Here is a 15,774-nt window from a genome sequence, read left to right on the forward strand (position 1 = left end):
ACGTTAGGATCGATTTCAGTAGGAGGATTACAAAAAATCCTTGACAAATCCCGCAAAGAGCGGTACACTAATAACCAAGCAATATACTATAGAAATTGTAGGAAAAGGAGGAGACCGTAATGCTGGCACTGCGAATGTCCATGTGCATGATGTGCGGTTTTGCTCGTTTTTCTGCAATACAGCCGTAACAGGGCTGTTATGCTGCAAGCGGGCCGTATTTGTCATGCGGCGCGATGCGGTTCAGATGGAAAGCGAGCGGAAAGCAGGACTGCTTTCCGCTTTTATTTTGAAACAAGGGGGAATAAGGTTTGGAACAGGATGTTATTGTGCGAATCCAAAACCTGAACAAGACGTTCCGCGGGCGCGCGGGTACGGTTGTGGCGCTTGACGGTGTCAGCCTGGACATCAGACGCGGCGAGATATTTGGCATCATCGGCCTGTCCGGCGCGGGCAAATCCACGCTGGTGCGGTGCATCAATTTTCTGGAAAAGCCGACCGAGGGTACGGTCACGGTGGACGGGCAGGAGCTGGGGGCGCTTTCAAAAAGGAGCTGCTGCAGGCGCGCCGCTCCATGGGCATGATCTTCCAGCAGTTCAACCTGCTGCAACAGCGCACCGCGCTGCAAAATATCTGCTTCCCGTTGGAAATCGCGGGGACGGGTAAGGCGGAGGCGGAAAAGCGGGCGCGCGAACTGCTCGATATCGTCGGCCTGAGCGACCGCGCGGGTAATTACCCATCCCAGCTTTCCGGCGGCCAGCAGCAGCGCGTGGCCATCGCGCGAGCCTTGGCGACCAACCCTAAGATCCTGCTCTGCGACGAGGCGACCAGCGCGCTGGACCCGACGACGACGCGCTCCATCCTCGCGCTGCTTAAGGAGATCAATCAGACGCTCGGCATCACGATTGTGGTCATCACGCATGAGATGGCGGTCATCGAGGAGATCTGTCAGCGCGTGGCGATCATCGATTCCAGCCGCATCGCAGAGGTCGGCACGGTCGATCGGGTGTTCACCCGCCCGCAGTCCGCGATGGCCAAGCAGTTGATCTATCCGGATGGCAGGCGGGAGCGCCTGGCCACGGGCAGGCATTACTGCCGCATCGTGTTTGATGGAAACTCGTCGTTTGAGCCGGTGGTATCCAACATGGTGCTGGAATGCAAGGCGCCGGTCAATATCATGTTTGCGGACACCAAGGATATCGACGGGAAGGCATATGGCCAGATGATCCTGCAGTTGCCGGAGGATGAACGCGCGGCAAAGCGGGCGCTGGCCTATCTGGAAACGCAGAACGTGCATGTAGAGGAGGGCGACGCGCATGCTTTCACCTGATTTCTGGGCGCAGGCCCTGTGGGAAACCTTGTACATGGTCGCGGTATCCACCGTGGTGTCCTATGCGATCGGGCTGCCGGTCGGCCTGCTGCTGGTGGTGAGCGATAAGGGCGGCATCCGCCCGATTCCGGTACTCAACACCGTGCTGGGCGTGGTTGTCAATATTCTGCGCTCGGTGCCGTTCCTGATCCTGGGCGTTATGATTACGCCGATGACGCGCGCGATCACAGGCTCCTCGATTGGCACGACCGCGATGATCGTGCCGCTGACCATGGCGGCCGCCCCCTATGTGGCGCGCATGGTAGAATCCTCCATCAAGGAGGTGCCGTTTGGCGTGATCGAGGCCGCGCAGTCTATGGGGGCAAGCCCGTGGCAGATCGTGTGGAAGGTGCTTGTGCCGGAGGCCAAGCCCTCGCTCATGGTCGGCGGCGCGATCTCGGTCGTCACTATCCTGGGCTATTCCGCGATGGCCGGCTTTATCGGCGGCGGCGGCCTGGGCGCAGTGGCAGTCACCTATGGCTATAACCGCTATCAGTTCGATATTATGCTGGTTGCGGTGATCATCATTGTCGTGGTCGTGCAGATCTTCCAGGAGGCTGGCCTTTGGCTGGCGCGCCGGCTGGATAAGCGCAACCGGTAAAGCAATTTGTTTTGTTATCATTAAATTAATGATATGGGGGCGGCGCTGCGGCCGCGCGCCGTCCCACCAATGAGAAAAGGAGAGAACTGATTATGAAAAAGAAAATCGCAGCTTTGCTTGCGGGCGCGCTGTGCCTGACAGCGCTTGCAGCCTGCGGCGGGAACAGCCAGGACCAGGACGCGGATAACGGCGGCGCATCGGATGACGCGGCAAAGACCATTACGGTCGGCGCGTCGCCCACGCCCCATGCGGAGATCCTGAAGGCGGCAAAGGACGTGCTGGCCGAGGCGGGCTACACGCTCGAAGTGGTGGAGTTCACCGACTATGTGACCCCGAACACTGCGCTGGTTGAGGGCGAACTGGACGCGAACTATTTCCAGCACATCCCGTACCTGAACAACTTCAATAAGGAGAACAACGGCGACCTGGTCCCCGCGATCGAGATGCACTATGAGCCGTTCGGCATTTACCCGGGCAAGACCGCGACGCTGGACGAAGTGGCGGACGGCGCTACCATCGCCGTGCCGAACGATGGCTCCAACGAGACGCGCGCGCTGCTGCTTCTGCAGGACGCGGGTCTGATTAAGCTTAAGGACGGGATCGACCCGACCTCGGACGCGACCAAGCTGGACATCGTGGAAAACCCGAAGAACCTGGATATCCAGGAGATCGCCGCGGAGCAGCTCCCGCGTTCGCTGCAGGACGTTGACCTTGCGGTCATCAACGGCAACTATGCCCTGCAGGCCGACCTGAACGCCAAGGAGGACTCGCTCATCACGGAAAATCCGGAGTATGCGCAGGTATACGTCAACGTGATCGCCTGCCGCAGCGGCGACGAGGACAGCGAAAAAATTCAGGCGCTGGCCGAGGCGCTGCAGAGCGATACGGTCAAGCAGTTCATCGAGGAAACCTATAAGGGCGCCGTGGTGGCGACTTACTAAAACAGGCCATCAGACAGGGAGGCAAAGCCGCCCCGTTTGGAGGATGGATCAAAAAAAGAACCGCTGGAAAGCGGTTCTTTTTTTTGATTCTCATTCTGCTGCGGCCTGTACGCCCGCCATGTCCTGCACGGGCTTGCACGCCAGCTCCTTGCTGATCTTGCCCGCGAAGCCGGTGAGCGTTTTGCCCGGGCCGATCTCGCACGCGGTGGTAAGGCCCGCCGCCATGCCGTTGCGGACGAGCTGCGTCCAGCGCACGGGAGAGATCATGTGTTGCTCCAGATGCGCGGGCAGGTCGGCGCAGTCGAGTACGTTGCCGTCCAGGTTGGAGTAGATATCCATTCTGGGCGCGGAGAAAGTAAAGTCCGACACATAAGCGCGCAGCTCGGCCGCCGCCTTGGCCATCAGCGGCGTGTGGAACGCGCCGGAAACCGCGAGCGGGAGCGCGCGCCGCGCGCCGGCCGCCTTGCAGTTCTCAACCGCCTCGTCCAGCGCCTTGCGCTCGCCCGCGATGACGAGCTGGCCGGGGCAGTTGTAGTTGACCGGACGCACCAGGCCGCCTGTCACCTGGGCGCAGGCCTGCTCGATCGCCGCGTCGTCCAGCCCGAGGATGGCGGCCATGCCGCCGTCGATCGAGTCCGCCGCCTGCTGCATCAGTTTGCCCCGCATGGACACGATCCTGACGCCGTCCGTGAGCGACACCACGCCGGCTGCCGCGAGCGCCGTGTATTCGCCCAACGAGAAGCCCGCCGCGGCCTTGAAAGATACGCCGGCCTCCTGCAGCGCCGCGAGCGCGGCCATCGAGTGCGTAAAAATCGCGATCTGGCTGTTTTCCGTGCGGGAAAGCGCCTCCTTATCGCTGTCAAAGCAGAGCTTTGCAACGTCCAGGCCCGCCCCGTCGCTGGCCTCTTCAAAAACCAGCCGTGCGGCCTGCGAATTTTCGTACAGGTCCCTGCCCATGCCCGGGACCTGCGCGCCCTGGCCGGGGAAAAATGCAAAACCGTATTCCATTTCGTTCCTCCAAATACCGATGCCAGACCTCGGAAAAGGTTGACATTTTCGTGTCCTTTTATTATAATAGTCAAGGATTACTTTGTCAATCAAACTATTGTCGCTTTTCCACGGTTTTTGGGAGAGCGATTTGATTTTAGGGAGCGTGGCTATCATCAACACTCAACTGATCGGCACGGGATCGTGCATTCCGGAGTTTGCCCTGACCAATGCGATGCTCGAGCAGATGGTCGACACCAGCGACGAGTGGATCGTCAAGCGCACCGGCGTGCGCGAGCGCCGCATCGCCAGGAACACCCGCACATGGGAGTTGGCGCTCGGCGCAGCGCAGAACGCGCTGGCGGACGCGGGAATCACGGCGGAGGAGCTTGACCTGCTCCTGGTCAGCACTTGCACGCCGGATACCAACACGCCCAACACCGCGAGCGTCCTGCAGGACAAGCTGGGCGCTCGCCAGGTTGGCGCGATGGATATCAACAACGCCTGCGCGGGCTTCATCTCCGCGACCGACATCGCGGACAGCTACATCCGGTCGGGCAAGGCGAAGACCGTACTCGTCGTTTCGGCGGAAACGCTGCACCGCATCACGGATTACACCGACCGCTCCACCTGCATCCTGTTTGGCGACGGGGCGGCCGCAGCGGTCTACCGCGCGACCGAGGACGCCGCCGTGGGCATCCAGTCCACGTTTATCGCGGCGGACGGCTCGGGCGCGGAGTACCTGTACATGGAGGCGCTGCCGGTCGAAGACCCGTTCGCGCCCGAGCGGACAGTCGACCCTAAGGCGCGCTTCCTGAAAATGCAGGGCGCGGCGGTCGTGCGGTTCACCGCGCGCGCGGTTCCGCTGGCAATCGATACCGCGCTGCAGCGCGCGGGCGTTTCGGCCGAGGAGATCGACTGGGTGGTGCCGCATCAGGCCAACCTGCGCATCCTGGACGTGATCGCCAAGCGCTACCATCTGCCGAAAGAAAAGGTCTATGTGAACATGGACCGCTTCGGCAACACCTCTTCGGCCAGTGTGCCGATCTGCCTGGACGAGATGCGCCGCAAGGGCCTGCTCAAAGCGGGCCAGACCATCGTCTGCACCGGCTTCGGCGGTGGGCTGACCTACGGCGCGTTTGTACTCAAACTGTAAAAGGGGAGCGAATCAAATGAAGACCAAGATCACAGAACTTCTCGGTATTGAATATCCGATTGTGCAGGGCGCGATGGCGTGGATCGCGGAGCACCACCTCGCGGCGGCGGTGTCCAAGGCGGGCGGCCTGGGCATCATCGCGGGCGGCGCGGCGCCGGTGGATTATATCCGCGATGAGATCCATAAGGCGCGCGCGATTACGGATAAGCCGCTGGGCATGAATATCATGCTGCTCTCCCCGAACGCGGACGACCTCGCCCAGCTCGCCATCGACGAGAAGATCGAGGTGCTGACCACGGGCGCGGGCAATCCGGGCAAATATATGGAAGGCTGGAAGAGCGCGGGCATCAAGGTGATGCCGGTCGTCGCGTCGGTCGCGCTGGCCAAGCGCATGGCGCGCGCGGGCGCGGACGCGGTTATCGCGGAAGGCATGGAGGGCGGCGGCCACATCGGCGAGCTGACGACCATGCCGCTTGTGCCGCAGGTAGTGGACGCGGTGGATGTGCCGGTTATCGCGGCGGGCGGTATCGCGGACGGCCGCGGCATGGCCGCGGCGCTCCTGCTGGGCGCGGAGGGCGTGCAGTGCGGCACGGTGTTCCTCGCGTCCGACGAGTGCTATATTTCGGATAAGTACAAGGAGCTTGTGCTCAAGGCGAGCGATATCTCCACGGTTGTTACCGGACGTCCGTCCGGCCATCCGGTGCGCTCGCTCAAAACGCCGATGGCGCGCAAGTGCCTGGAACTGGAGAAGATCGGCACCGAGCAGTCGCTGGAGGAGCTGGAGGCTGCGACCGCGGGTTCTCTGCGCAAGGCGGTGCAGGATGGGAACTATGAGGAAGGCACGTTTATGTCCGGCCAGATCGCGGGTATGCTCACCGAGCTGCGCCCGTGCGCGGATATCCTGCGCGGCATGACTGAGGGAGCGGAGCAGCTGCTCCGCACCGCATATCAGCGTTTTGAATAAGGAGAGCGGGAACATGGGTGTTGCAATTGTAACTGGCGGCTCGCGCGGCATCGGCGCGGCTATTTCGGAAAAGCTGGCAAAGGACGGCTATGATGTTGTGATCAACTGTGCCTCCTCGGTGGAGAAGGCGGAGGGCGTCGCGGAGAAGTGCCGCGCGCACGGCGTCAAGGCGGTCGTAAAGCAGTGGGATGTCGCGGATTACGCGGCGTGCGAGGCGGCGGTCAAGCAGATCAAGGAGGAGCTGGGCGTGCCAGCGGTGCTGGTCAATAACGCGGGCATCACGCGCGACGGGCTGCTCGTCCGCATGAAGCCCGACCAGTTTGACGCGGTCGTTTCGACCAACCTGAAGGGGACTTTCAACATGACCCAGATCGTCGGCGCGATGATGCTGCGCGCCAAGGCGGGCAGCATTGTCAGCCTGTCGAGCGTGGTCGGTATTTCGGGCAATGCGGGGCAGGCGAATTACGCGGCTTCTAAGGCGGGCGTGATCGGCCTGACCAAATCCGCGGCCAAGGAGCTGGGGGCGCGCGGCGTGCGCGTCAACGCGGTGGCGCCGGGCTTTATCGAAAGCGATATGACCGACGTGCTGCCGGAGGATGTGAAGAAAGGCATGCTGGCGCAGATCGCCATGAAGCGCTGCGGCCGTCCGGAGGAGATCGCGGATATCGTTTCGTTCCTTGCGTCGGACGCGGCCTCGTATATCACCGGACAGGTCATCGTTGCGGACGGCGGCATGCTTTGACCTGCCGCACGGAAGCAGAAGGGCGGGACACGCGCAGGCGGCACGTCCCGGGAAAACGAGGAAGAAGGAGATGCTTTGATGGAACGGGTAGTTATCACTGGTATGGGCGCGGTCACGCCGGTCGGCAACGACGTCCAGACGTTTTGGGAGTCGCTCAAGGCCGGTAAGTGCGGTGTAGGTCCGATCACCAAGTTCGATGTATCGGAATTTAAGGTAAAGCTGGCCGCTGAGGTCAAGGATTTCGACGTGACGCAGTATGTAGATAAGCGCGAGGCGCGCCGGATGGACGTCAACTGCCACTTTGCGCTGGCGGCGGCGCAACAGGCGGTCGACCAGGCGGGCCTCAGGGAAGGGAGCTTCGATCCCTACCGCGCGGGCGTGATTTATGGCTCGGGCGTGGGCGGTCTGCAGATCGCTGAGCAGGAGATCCCCAAGCTGAACGAAAAGGGGCCGGGGCGCGTGTCCCCGCTGTGTATTCCGGAGATGATCGCCAACATGGCGGCGGCGTATATCTCCATGCGGTTCGGCTTCAAGGGCGAGAATTTCTGTCCGGTTTCCGCCTGTGCGACGGGCAACCATGCGATCGGCGAGGCTATGCGCGCTATCCGGCATGGCTATCAGGACGTCGTGGTCTGCGGCGGCACCGAGAACGGTATTATCCCGATCTCGATGGCAGGCTTCCAGAACATGAAAGCCGTGCATATGGGCGATGAGCCGGCATGCGCCTCCATTCCGTTCGACGCCCGCCGGTCGGGCTTTGTGATGGGCGAGGGCGCGGGCTGCCTGGTGCTTGAGAGCCTGACGCATGCCCAAGCGCGCGGCGCGACGATCCTCGCGGAGATTGCGGGCTACGGCGCGACCGGAGACGCCTACCATATCACCAGCCCCTCTCCGGACGGAGAGGCCGCTTCGCGCGCCATCCTAGGCGCGATCACGGACGCGGGCCTGACTCCTGCGGATGTGGACTATATCAACGCGCACGGCACGTCCACCCCGCTGAATGAAAAGTATGAAACCATCGCCATCAAAAAGGCGTTTGGGGACGAGGCGTACAAGGTCAAGGTGTCGTCCACCAAGTCGATGACCGGCCACCTGCTGGGCGGCGCGGCCGCGGTTGAGGCGATTGCGTGCGTCATGGCGATCCGCGACGGTGTGGTGCCGCCAACCATCGGCTATCAGGAGGCGGATCCGGACTGCGATCTGGATATCACCCCGAACAGGGCGGTTGAAATGCCCGTGAACGTGGCGATTTCCAATTCGTTGGGCTTTGGCGGCCATAACGCCTGCATCCTGATTAAGAAGGTGTAAGATATGGATATCAAGGAACTGAAAGACGTTGCCATCGAGCTGATGGATGCGCTCAAGGCCAAGGGCCTGGGCGAGGTAGAGATCGAACTGGACGACATGAAGCTGAAGATCAAATCCGCTCCTCCCGCGCCGGTTGTGGCGGCTCCCGCGGCGGCGGTAGCACCGGCGGCTGCCCCCGCTGCCGCGTCGGAGGACGAGGCGCCTGCCGCGGCCGAGGACCTGCCCGAGGGTACGCCGGTTAGGAGCCCGCTGGTGGGAACGTTCTATTCCTCCCCGTCCCCGGACGCGCCGCCGTTCGTGCTGGTCGGCCAGAAGGTCAAGGAGGGCGACACGCTATTCATCGTGGAAGCGATGAAGACCATGAACGAGATCAAGTCCCCGTGCGACGGAACGGTCGTGCGCATTCTGGCGCAGCCGGGCGATATGGTCGAGTATAACCAGATCATCGTTGTGATCGAATAAGGGAAACGGCAGCCGGTTCGCCGCAGGGCGCGGCGGGAAAGGGCTTGCGTTTTCACAGGAGAGGGATTATAATATGCTGAACAAAGAACAGATCATGGAGATCCTTCCGCACCGCCCGCCCATGCTGCTGGTGGACGAGATCCTCGAAATGGACGAGGAGCACGCGGTAGGCACGCTGCACCTGACGGGCGACGAGTTTTTCTTCCAGGGCCACTTCCCGGGCAACCCGATCATGCCCGCCGTGTTCCGGCTGGAGGCGCTGGCGCAGGTCGGCGGCGTGGCGCTGCTGTCCATTCCGGAATTCAAGGGGAAGACCGCGGTGTATACCGGTATTGATAAGGCGAAATTCCGCGCCATGGCCAAGCCGGGCGATACGCTCCGGCTGGAGGTGAGGTTTGTCAAGCGCCGCGGTCCGATGGCGGTCGCCGAGGGCGTAGCTTGGGTCGGCGATCAGAAAGCCGCCGAGGCGGAAATCAAGTGCATGGTCATCATGGACTAAGGCAGGGGAAACAATGTTTCAAAAGGTACTCATCGCGAACCGCGGCGAGATCGCGGTCCGCATCATACAGGCTTGCCGCGACCTGGGCATCATTTCGGTCGCGGTATATTCCGAGGCCGACCGCGAGGCGCTGCACGCGCAGATCGCGGATGAAGCGGTGTGCATCGGGCCGGCGCGCGCTTCGGAAAGCTATCTGAATATGGAGAACATTATCTCCGCGGCGCTGGCCTCGGGGTGTCAGGCGATCCATCCGGGCTTTGGCTTCCTGTCGGAAAATCCCGATTTTGCCGAGCTTACCACCCAGGCCGGGCTGGCGTTCATCGGGCCGACCTCGGCCACCATCCGTCTGATGGGCGATAAATCCGAAGCCAAGCGCAACGCCATCGCGGCGGGCGTGCCGGTCGCGCTCGGCACGGATGGGCCGCTGCGCGATTTTGACGAGGCGATCAGCGAGGCCGAGCGCATCGGGTATCCGGTTATGCTCAAGGCCGCGTCGGGCGGCGGCGGCAAGGGGATCCGCGTGGCGCACAGCGTTCGGGAGCTGAAGGACGCCTACGACAGCGCGGCGGCGGAAGCGGTCGCCAATTTCGGCGACGGGCGCCTGTATATGGAAAAGTACATCCAAAACCCGCGCCATATTGAGGTGCAGATCATCGGGGACAATTTCGGCAACGTGGTACACCTGTTCGAGCGCGAATGCTCGGTGCAGCGCCGCCATCAGAAGCTGATCGAGGAAAGCCCGTCCGCGTTCGTCACACCCGAGCTGCGCGAAAGGATGACCAGGGCCGCGGTCGATCTGGCCAGGCGCGTGGGCTACCGCAACGCGGGTACGATCGAATTCCTGGTGGATAGCGACCGTAACTTTTATTTCTGCGAAATGAATACCCGCATTCAGGTAGAGCATCCTGTTACCGAACAGGTGACCGGCGTGGACTTGGTGTGCGAGCAGATTCGGGTCGCGGCGGGCCGGCCGCTCTCGTTCGCGCAGGAGGATTTGACGCTGCGCGGCCACGCGATCGAGTGCCGCATCAATGCCGAGGATCCTGCCCGCAATTTCGCGCCCTGTCCGGGGACGCTGGTGTCCATGCACCTGCCGGGCGGACCGGGCGTGCGCATGGATACGGCGGCCTATCAGGGCTATCAGATACCGCCGTTTTATGATTCCATGATTGGCAAGCTGATCGTTTACGGCGCGGACCGGCAGCAGGCGATCGCACGCATGCGCCGCGCGCTGGCCGAGACGTTGTTTGAGGGCGTCGTGACCGGTACGGACTACCAGATGCACATTCTGCGCTCCAAGGCCTTCGAGGAAGCGCGGTTCAATGTCAATTCGATCGCCAACGGCGATTTTGACCACTAATAAGGGGGGAACGGTATGGGACTGATCGACCTTTTCCAGAAAACGCGCGAAACCTCCATGGAGATGAAGCCCCAGGAGGAGGAAGGCGTCAAGGTAGTCAAATGCAAGGGCTGTGGCGCGGAGATCAAGGCATATGCTTACGGGAAAAACCTGTACGTCTGCCCGCACTGCGGCCGGTACGGCCGCCTGCTGGCGCGCACCCGCATCCGGCAGGTCGCGGATAAGGACAGCTTTACCGAGCTGTACGGTGACCTGGCGCCTGCGGACCCGATCGATTTTCCGGGCTATGCGGATAAGGCTGCGGAGCTGGCAGAAAAGGTCGGCATGCTGGACGCGGTCAAAACCGGCGTGTGCCGCATTGGCGGCGTGGAAACCTGCATCGGCGTGATGGACAGCCACTTTATGATGGCGTCCATGGGCTCGGTTGTGGGCGAAAAGCTGACCCGCCTGTTCGAATACGCGACCGAAAAAGGGCTGCCCGTGGTGGTTTTCACCTGTTCGGGCGGCGCGCGTATGCAGGAAGGGATGTATTCGCTCCTGCAGATGGCCAAGGTGTCCGCCGCGGCGCGGCGGCACTCGGATGCAGGGCTGCTGTATATCACCGTGCTTACCGACCCGACGACTGGCGGCGTGACCGCCTCGTTCGCGATGCTGGGCGACATCATCCTCGCCGAGCCGCGCACAACCATCGGCTTTGCGGGGCGGCGCGTGATCGAGGGAACCATCGGCGAGACGCTGCCGGAGGATTTTCAGTCCTCGGAGTTCTTGCTTTCGCATGGCTTCTGTGATAAAATAGTTCCGCGCAATCAACTGAGGGGAACTTTGGAGAACCTGCTCAAGCTCCACTGTGCGCCCAAGGGGAAGAAACGGCAGGTGTGGCGCCATGAAGAATAACAGGCCGGCAAGCGAAAAAATGCGCATCATACACGATACCAAGCGGCCTATGTTGAGCGACTATATCGAGACGCTGTTCGATGATTTCATCGAACTGCACGGCGACCGCTATTTCGCGGACGACCACGCGATCATGGCGGGCATCGGCTGGTTGAACGGCACGCCGGTAACCGTGATCGGCCACCGCAAGGGCCGCACGATTGAGCAGAATATGGACGCGAACTTCGGCATGGCCAATCCGGAGGGCTATCGCAAGGCGCTGCGCCTTGCGCACCAGGCGGAAAAGTTCCGCCGCCCAGTCATCAATTTTGTGGATACCTCGGGCGCATACCCGGGCGTGGGCGCGGAGGAGCGCGGGCAGGGCGAGGCGATCGCCCGCTGCCTTTATGAGTTTATCGAGCTGAAGACGCCGGTGATTTCAATTGTCACGGGCGAGGGCGGCTCGGGCGGCGCGCTGGCGCTGGCTGTGGCCGACCGCGTGCTGATGCTGGAAAACGCGATCTATTCGGTCGTTTCGCCGCGCGGCTGCGCGTCTATCCTGTGGAAAGACCCTACGCGCGAGGGAGAGGCCGCGGACGCGCTGCGCATCACCGCGCAGGACCTGTACGAATTCGGCATGATCGAGGGCATCATACCGGAGGGGCAGTCGGGCTCACAACTGATCCGCAACGTGGGCCGCGCGCTGCGCGACACGCTCGCGGAACTGGCGGCCGAGCCGGATATGGATACGATGCTGCAAAAACGGTATGAAAAATTCCGTAAGATCGGAGTTTTCAGACAAATAAAACAAGAAGAAATCGAAGGAGTGTAGACCCATGTTTGAAAAGATCTGCGAGCTGCTGGCTGACAAGTTTGACGCTGATGCTTCTACCATGACCATGGACACCAAAATCAAGGAGGACCTGAACGCGGACTCCCTCGACGTTGTCGAGCTGATGATGGACTTGGAGGAGAACTTCGGCATTACCATTTCCGATGAGGAAGCGACCCAGATGAGCACCATCGGCGATATCGTCAAGTATATTGAGGAGCATCAGGACTGATTTTGCCAAAGCGGAAAAAGGCTTCGGAACCCTATGGTTCCGAAGCCTTTTTTTGCTCTGCCGGACGCTGCCGGCTTTACCTGTTTTTTGTTGCAACAGGGGATGGTATCTGTTATAGTGAAAGAAAAGGGAGGAGATCGGGATGGAAGAGAATTTAGAGGGAATCCAGCGGCCGGTTTACCGGAACCTGCGGATCATCTGGCAGGTGCAGGTGATTGGCTTTGTGTTTTCGTTTTTTGATAACATTCTGGTCACGGTGGCCGGCATTGTTTTGCTTATCGTGCGGATTGTGCAGGTGCGCGCGCTGGCCGACGTATCGGATGGGATGGCGCGCGCATACCGTGTGCTGATCACCGGACTGGCGCTGACGGTTGGGTGTTCGTTGCTCGGGCTGCTGGCGTTCGGCTCGATACTGAGCGTTATCTTTGCGCTGGCCGCGCTGGCAGGGGCAATTGTACTGCTCGTTGCAGATTATTATTTTTTTTTCGGACTGGACGACTTGGCTGCCTTGCGCGGCTATGCTTATCCGCAGGGTCGTATCAAGCGGTGTTTCTGGCTGTCGCTGATTGGCGGGGTGGTCGTCGGAATCACAGAACAGTTGGGGGCGGCTTGGTTTGCAGAAGCATGCAATATTGTGATAACGGTTATCACGCTGGTGCTGCTCTGGCAGTACCTTGAGGCGGTCAAACAGGCCGAGCAGAACGCATAGCAAAAAGAGGACGGAAATTTTTCCGTCCTCTTTGCTTGTCCATCCGTCCTCAGCCTCTGACCGCGATGACTTCCACCTCGACCTTTGCGCCGAGCGGCAGCGCCGCGACCTGCACGCAGGAGCGCGCGGGCGGATTTTCGGGGAAATACTTGGCATACACGCCGTTGAACGCCGCGAAATCATTGATGTCGGACAGGAAGCAGGTGGTCTTGACCACACGGTCGAACGCCACGCCGCCCTGGGCGAGTACATAATGCAGGTTTTTCATGACCTGTTCGGTCTGCTCCTCGATGGTAGCGGCCTCGATCTTGCCGGTCTTAGGGTCGATCGGCACTTGGCCGGAGGTGAAGATCAGGTTGCCCGTGACAACGGCCTGGGAATACGGGCCGACCGCCTTGGGCGCGAAATCGGAATGAAGAACTTCTTTAATTGCCATGGTGGAAAAACTCCTTTATTGAAATGGTTTTGGTTGAACAGGATTATTTTTTGCCGCCCTTTACCTTTTTCAGGCGCTCGGTGTTGGACAGGATCTTTTTGCGGACGCGCACGCTCTTGGGCGTGATCTCGAGCAGCTCGTCGTCCGAAATGAATTCCAGCGCCGCTTCGATCGACATCTGGCGCGGCGGGATCAAGCGCAGCGCGTCGTCCGAGCCGGAGGCGCGCATGTTGGTGAGCTGCTTTTTCTTGCACACGTTGACCGCCATATCGTCTCCGCGCGGGTTCTCTCCAATGACCATGCCCTCGTACACCTGTGTGCCTGGGCCGATGAACAGCGGGCCGCGCTCCTGCGCGTTGAACAGGCCGTAGCCGACCGCCTCGCCGGTTTCAAACGCGATCAGCGAACCGGTGGTGCGCTTGGAGATATCGCCCTTATACGGCTGGTAGCTGTGGAACACCGAGGACAGCACGCCCTCACCCTTGGTATCGGTCAAAAATTCGGTGCGGTAACCGAACAGGCCGCGCGCTGGAATGAGGAATTCGAGACGCATGCGGTCCGCGCCCTTGGGGTTCATGGAGACCAGCTCTCCCTTGCGGTTCCCCATCTTTTCCATGATCGCGCCCACCGCGTCCTGCGGAACATCCGCGATCATGCGCTCGACCGGCTCGCAGGTTTTACCGTCGATCTCGCGGAACAGCGCTTTGGGCGCGCCGACCTGGAACTCGTACCCCTCGCGGCGCAGGTTCTCGATCAGGATGGACAGGTGCATCTCCCCGCGGCCGCACACGCGGAAGGAGTCCGTGGTGTCGGTCTCGTTGACGCGCAGGGACACGTCCTTCAAAAGCTCGCGGAACAGGCGCTCGCGCAGATGGCGGGAGGTGACGAACTTGCCCTCGCGTCCGGCAAACGGGGAATCGTTGACCGAGAAAGTCATCTCGACCGTCGGCTCGGAGATCTTGACGAACGGCAGCGGCTCGACCGTGTTCGGGTTGCACAGCGTTTCGCCGATGGTGACGTTTTCAATGCCTGAGAAGCACACGATTTCGCCGGCGGTGGCCTCGTCCACCGGCTTGCGCTCCAGTTCCTCGATGGTGTAAAGCGTGACCACCTTGGCATTGTACGGCTGGGTCGTGCCGTGGTAGTCGCACACCGTGACCTGCTGGCCCACCTTCATCGAGCCGCGCTCGATACGGCCAATGCCGATGCGGCCTACATAGTCGTTGTAGTCGATCGAGGAAACCAGCATCTGCGTCGGGCCGTCGGTATCCACCTGCGGGGCTGGAATGTGCTCCAGAATCTGTTCGAAGAGCGGGGTCAGGTCGGTCCCCTCGGCGTTCGGGGACATGGAGGCCGTACCCGCGCGGCCCGAACAGTAGACGATCGGGCTGTCGAGCTGCTCGTCGGTCGCGTCGAGGTTCAAAAGCAGCTCGAGTACCTCGTCGCCGATCTCGTTCAGGCGCGCGTCCGGACGGTCGATCTTGTTGACCGCAATGATGATCTTGTGGCCGAATTCCAGCGCCTTCTGCAAAACAAAGCGGGTCTGGGGCATGGGGCCTTCGGCTGCGTCCACCAGCAGGACGACGCCGTCCACCATCTTGAGGATGCGTTCGACCTCGCCGGAGAAATCGGCGTGGCCCGGTGTGTCAACGATGTTGATTTTGACGCCTTTATAGTGTACCGAGGTGTTTTTTGCAAGGATGGTGATGCCGCGCTCGCGCTCGATATCGCCCGAGTCCATCACGCGCTCCTCGACCACCTGGTTCTCGCGGAACGCGCCCGCCTGCTTGAGCATCTGGTCGACCAGCGTGGTCTTGCCGTGGTCGACGTGCGCGATGATGGCGATGTTGCGCAAATCGTTTCGGATCATGTATATTCCTCCATCAGCGGAAAATTTTCGTGCAGATATTATTATACTGTTTTTTTAGTGGGTTTTCCACTTGTTTTATCATCAAAAATAGTGCGATATAAAGGTATAAAACTGTCAATATTTGCGATTTCCGCACGGTTACGCAACGCTTGCGGCGGGGAACGGGAAGACGCGCCGGCCCTGCGTCCGCGCTTGCGGCTGGGATTGTAGTATGGACGGAAAAAACGCGCCCTATGCCGCGGCAGCACCCGCCTCGCCGGACGGAGCGAAAAAAATTAAAAAAATATTGGATAAAAGCTTGACTTTGCGGCAAAACCTATTGTATAATACTTTCTGTCAGTTTGACTGGCAAGCATTGATAGCCGAATTGTGTAAAGGTAGCACGACAGACTCTGACTCTGTTTGTGAGGGTTCGAATCCTTCTTCGGCTGCCACT

The 15,774-nt window shown here is 60.8% G+C and carries 16 protein-coding genes, 1 tRNA gene and 1 pseudogene; 15 read left to right on the forward strand and 3 right to left on the reverse strand.

Going from position 1 to position 15,774, the window contains the following annotated elements; genetic code table 11:
* Positions 1–308: 308 nt before the first annotated feature.
* From RX717_RS02775 to RX717_RS02785, 3 genes and pseudogenes are all read left to right on the forward strand, one after another.
* Positions 309–1,327, forward strand: a pseudogene (locus RX717_RS02775) (methionine ABC transporter ATP-binding protein).
* Positions 1,314–1,967, forward strand: a complete 654-nt coding sequence (locus RX717_RS02780) for a methionine ABC transporter permease (protein ID WP_054326684.1) — start codon at positions 1,314–1,316, stop codon at positions 1,965–1,967. The pseudogene RX717_RS02775 and the gene RX717_RS02780 overlap by 14 nt, the downstream one beginning before the upstream one ends.
* A gap of 92 nt (positions 1,968–2,059) precedes the next feature.
* Complete coding sequence (locus RX717_RS02785; protein ID WP_107631023.1) at positions 2,060–2,908, forward strand: MetQ/NlpA family ABC transporter substrate-binding protein; 849 nt, start codon at positions 2,060–2,062, stop codon at positions 2,906–2,908.
* Between the two features lie 90 nt (positions 2,909–2,998).
* On the opposite strand, the gene fabD is transcribed toward RX717_RS02785, so the two are convergent.
* Positions 2,999–3,916 (reverse strand): ACP S-malonyltransferase, encoded by a 918-nt coding sequence (gene fabD, locus RX717_RS02790; protein WP_159068083.1) that lies wholly within the window; start codon positions 3,914–3,916, stop codon positions 2,999–3,001.
* Between the two features lie 145 nt (positions 3,917–4,061).
* Here fabD and RX717_RS02795 point away from each other — a divergent pair, with 145 nt between their 5' ends.
* The 11 genes from RX717_RS02795 to RX717_RS02845 all read left to right on the forward strand — a co-directional run bounded on the left by RX717_RS02795 (position 4,062) and on the right by RX717_RS02845 (position 13,032).
* Positions 4,062–5,051 carry a beta-ketoacyl-ACP synthase III gene (locus RX717_RS02795; RefSeq protein WP_242977843.1) on the forward strand — a complete coding sequence of 330 codons (990 nt, stop codon included), beginning with the start codon at positions 4,062–4,064 and terminating at the stop codon, positions 5,049–5,051.
* A 16-nt stretch (positions 5,052–5,067) separates the two neighbouring features.
* Complete coding sequence (gene fabK / locus RX717_RS02800; protein WP_054326687.1) at positions 5,068–6,015, forward strand: enoyl-[acyl-carrier-protein] reductase FabK; 948 nt, start codon at positions 5,068–5,070, stop codon at positions 6,013–6,015.
* A gap of 13 nt (positions 6,016–6,028) precedes the next feature.
* Positions 6,029–6,757, forward strand: coding sequence for a 3-oxoacyl-[acyl-carrier-protein] reductase (gene fabG, locus RX717_RS02805; protein ID WP_107631022.1), 729 nt, complete (start codon positions 6,029–6,031; stop codon positions 6,755–6,757).
* Between the two features lie 75 nt (positions 6,758–6,832).
* Positions 6,833–8,065 (forward strand): beta-ketoacyl-ACP synthase II, encoded by a 1,233-nt coding sequence (gene fabF, locus RX717_RS02810; protein ID WP_199855185.1) that lies wholly within the window; start codon positions 6,833–6,835, stop codon positions 8,063–8,065.
* 3 nt (positions 8,066–8,068) lie between these two features.
* A complete protein-coding gene (accB, locus tag RX717_RS02815) occupies positions 8,069–8,527 on the forward strand; it encodes an acetyl-CoA carboxylase biotin carboxyl carrier protein (protein WP_054326690.1) in 459 nt (152 codons plus the stop codon).
* A gap of 73 nt (positions 8,528–8,600) precedes the next feature.
* Positions 8,601–9,026, forward strand: coding sequence for a 3-hydroxyacyl-ACP dehydratase FabZ (fabZ, locus tag RX717_RS02820; RefSeq protein ID WP_054326691.1), 426 nt, complete (start codon positions 8,601–8,603; stop codon positions 9,024–9,026).
* A gap of 13 nt (positions 9,027–9,039) precedes the next feature.
* Complete coding sequence (gene accC, locus RX717_RS02825) at positions 9,040–10,386, forward strand: acetyl-CoA carboxylase biotin carboxylase subunit (RefSeq protein ID WP_054326692.1); 1,347 nt, start codon at positions 9,040–9,042, stop codon at positions 10,384–10,386.
* A 15-nt stretch (positions 10,387–10,401) separates the two neighbouring features.
* Positions 10,402–11,280 carry an acetyl-CoA carboxylase, carboxyltransferase subunit beta gene (gene accD, locus RX717_RS02830; protein ID WP_054326693.1) on the forward strand — a complete coding sequence of 293 codons (879 nt, stop codon included), beginning with the start codon at positions 10,402–10,404 and terminating at the stop codon, positions 11,278–11,280.
* Complete coding sequence (locus RX717_RS02835; protein ID WP_054326694.1) at positions 11,270–12,091, forward strand: acetyl-CoA carboxylase carboxyltransferase subunit alpha; 822 nt, start codon at positions 11,270–11,272, stop codon at positions 12,089–12,091. The genes accD and RX717_RS02835 overlap by 11 nt, the downstream gene beginning before the upstream one ends.
* A gap of 4 nt (positions 12,092–12,095) precedes the next feature.
* Positions 12,096–12,323, forward strand: a complete 228-nt coding sequence (acpP, locus tag RX717_RS02840) for an acyl carrier protein (protein WP_054326695.1) — start codon at positions 12,096–12,098, stop codon at positions 12,321–12,323.
* 142 nt (positions 12,324–12,465) lie between these two features.
* Positions 12,466–13,032: a hypothetical protein gene (locus RX717_RS02845; RefSeq protein ID WP_186949968.1), complete on the forward strand. Its 567-nt coding sequence runs from the start codon at positions 12,466–12,468 to the stop codon at positions 13,030–13,032.
* A gap of 49 nt (positions 13,033–13,081) precedes the next feature.
* Here the strand turns inward: RX717_RS02845 and RX717_RS02850 are convergent, their stop codons facing one another.
* Both RX717_RS02850 and typA read right to left on the reverse strand, forming a co-directional pair.
* Positions 13,082–13,468, reverse strand: a complete 387-nt coding sequence (locus RX717_RS02850) for a RidA family protein (protein ID WP_054326698.1) — start codon at positions 13,466–13,468, stop codon at positions 13,082–13,084.
* 43 nt (positions 13,469–13,511) lie between these two features.
* Positions 13,512–15,338 (reverse strand): translational GTPase TypA, encoded by a 1,827-nt coding sequence (typA, locus tag RX717_RS02855; RefSeq protein WP_054326699.1) that lies wholly within the window; start codon positions 15,336–15,338, stop codon positions 13,512–13,514.
* 360 nt (positions 15,339–15,698) lie between these two features.
* Between typA and RX717_RS02860 the strand changes: the two genes are divergently transcribed.
* Positions 15,699–15,772 (forward strand) — tRNA-Gln (locus RX717_RS02860).
* Positions 15,773–15,774 lie beyond the last annotated feature (2 nt).

The organism is Intestinibacillus sp. NTUH-41-i26 (assembly GCF_032769475.1).
Classification (GTDB): domain Bacteria; phylum Bacillota; class Clostridia; order Oscillospirales; family Butyricicoccaceae; genus Agathobaculum; species Agathobaculum ammoniilyticum.

What these genes read in the sequence shown, in the direction of transcription:
- fabG (WP_107631022.1), top strand. Translation starts at nt 6,029, where the DNA reads ATGGGTGTTGCAATTGTAACTGGCGGCTCGCGCGGCATCGGCGCGGCT.
- acpP (WP_054326695.1), top strand. Translation starts at nt 12,096, where the DNA reads ATGTTTGAAAAGATCTGCGAGCTGCTGGCTGACAAGTTTGACGCTGAT.
- RX717_RS02850 (WP_054326698.1), bottom strand. Translation starts at nt 13,468, where the DNA reads ATGGCAATTAAAGAAGTTCTTCATTCCGATTTCGCGCCCAAGGCGGTC.
- typA (WP_054326699.1), bottom strand. Translation starts at nt 15,338, where the DNA reads ATGATCCGAAACGATTTGCGCAACATCGCCATCATCGCGCACGTCGAC.
- RX717_RS02785 (WP_107631023.1), top strand. Translation starts at nt 2,060, where the DNA reads ATGAAAAAGAAAATCGCAGCTTTGCTTGCGGGCGCGCTGTGCCTGACA.
- RX717_RS02845 (WP_186949968.1), top strand. Translation starts at nt 12,466, where the DNA reads ATGGAAGAGAATTTAGAGGGAATCCAGCGGCCGGTTTACCGGAACCTG.
- fabK (WP_054326687.1), top strand. Translation starts at nt 5,068, where the DNA reads ATGAAGACCAAGATCACAGAACTTCTCGGTATTGAATATCCGATTGTG.
- accC (WP_054326692.1), top strand. Translation starts at nt 9,040, where the DNA reads ATGTTTCAAAAGGTACTCATCGCGAACCGCGGCGAGATCGCGGTCCGC.
- accB (WP_054326690.1), top strand. Translation starts at nt 8,069, where the DNA reads ATGGATATCAAGGAACTGAAAGACGTTGCCATCGAGCTGATGGATGCG.
- RX717_RS02780 (WP_054326684.1), top strand. Translation starts at nt 1,314, where the DNA reads ATGCTTTCACCTGATTTCTGGGCGCAGGCCCTGTGGGAAACCTTGTAC.
- fabZ (WP_054326691.1), top strand. Translation starts at nt 8,601, where the DNA reads ATGCTGAACAAAGAACAGATCATGGAGATCCTTCCGCACCGCCCGCCC.
- accD (WP_054326693.1), top strand. Translation starts at nt 10,402, where the DNA reads ATGGGACTGATCGACCTTTTCCAGAAAACGCGCGAAACCTCCATGGAG.
- fabD (WP_159068083.1), bottom strand. Translation starts at nt 3,916, where the DNA reads ATGGAATACGGTTTTGCATTTTTCCCCGGCCAGGGCGCGCAGGTCCCG.
- RX717_RS02835 (WP_054326694.1), top strand. Translation starts at nt 11,270, where the DNA reads ATGAAGAATAACAGGCCGGCAAGCGAAAAAATGCGCATCATACACGAT.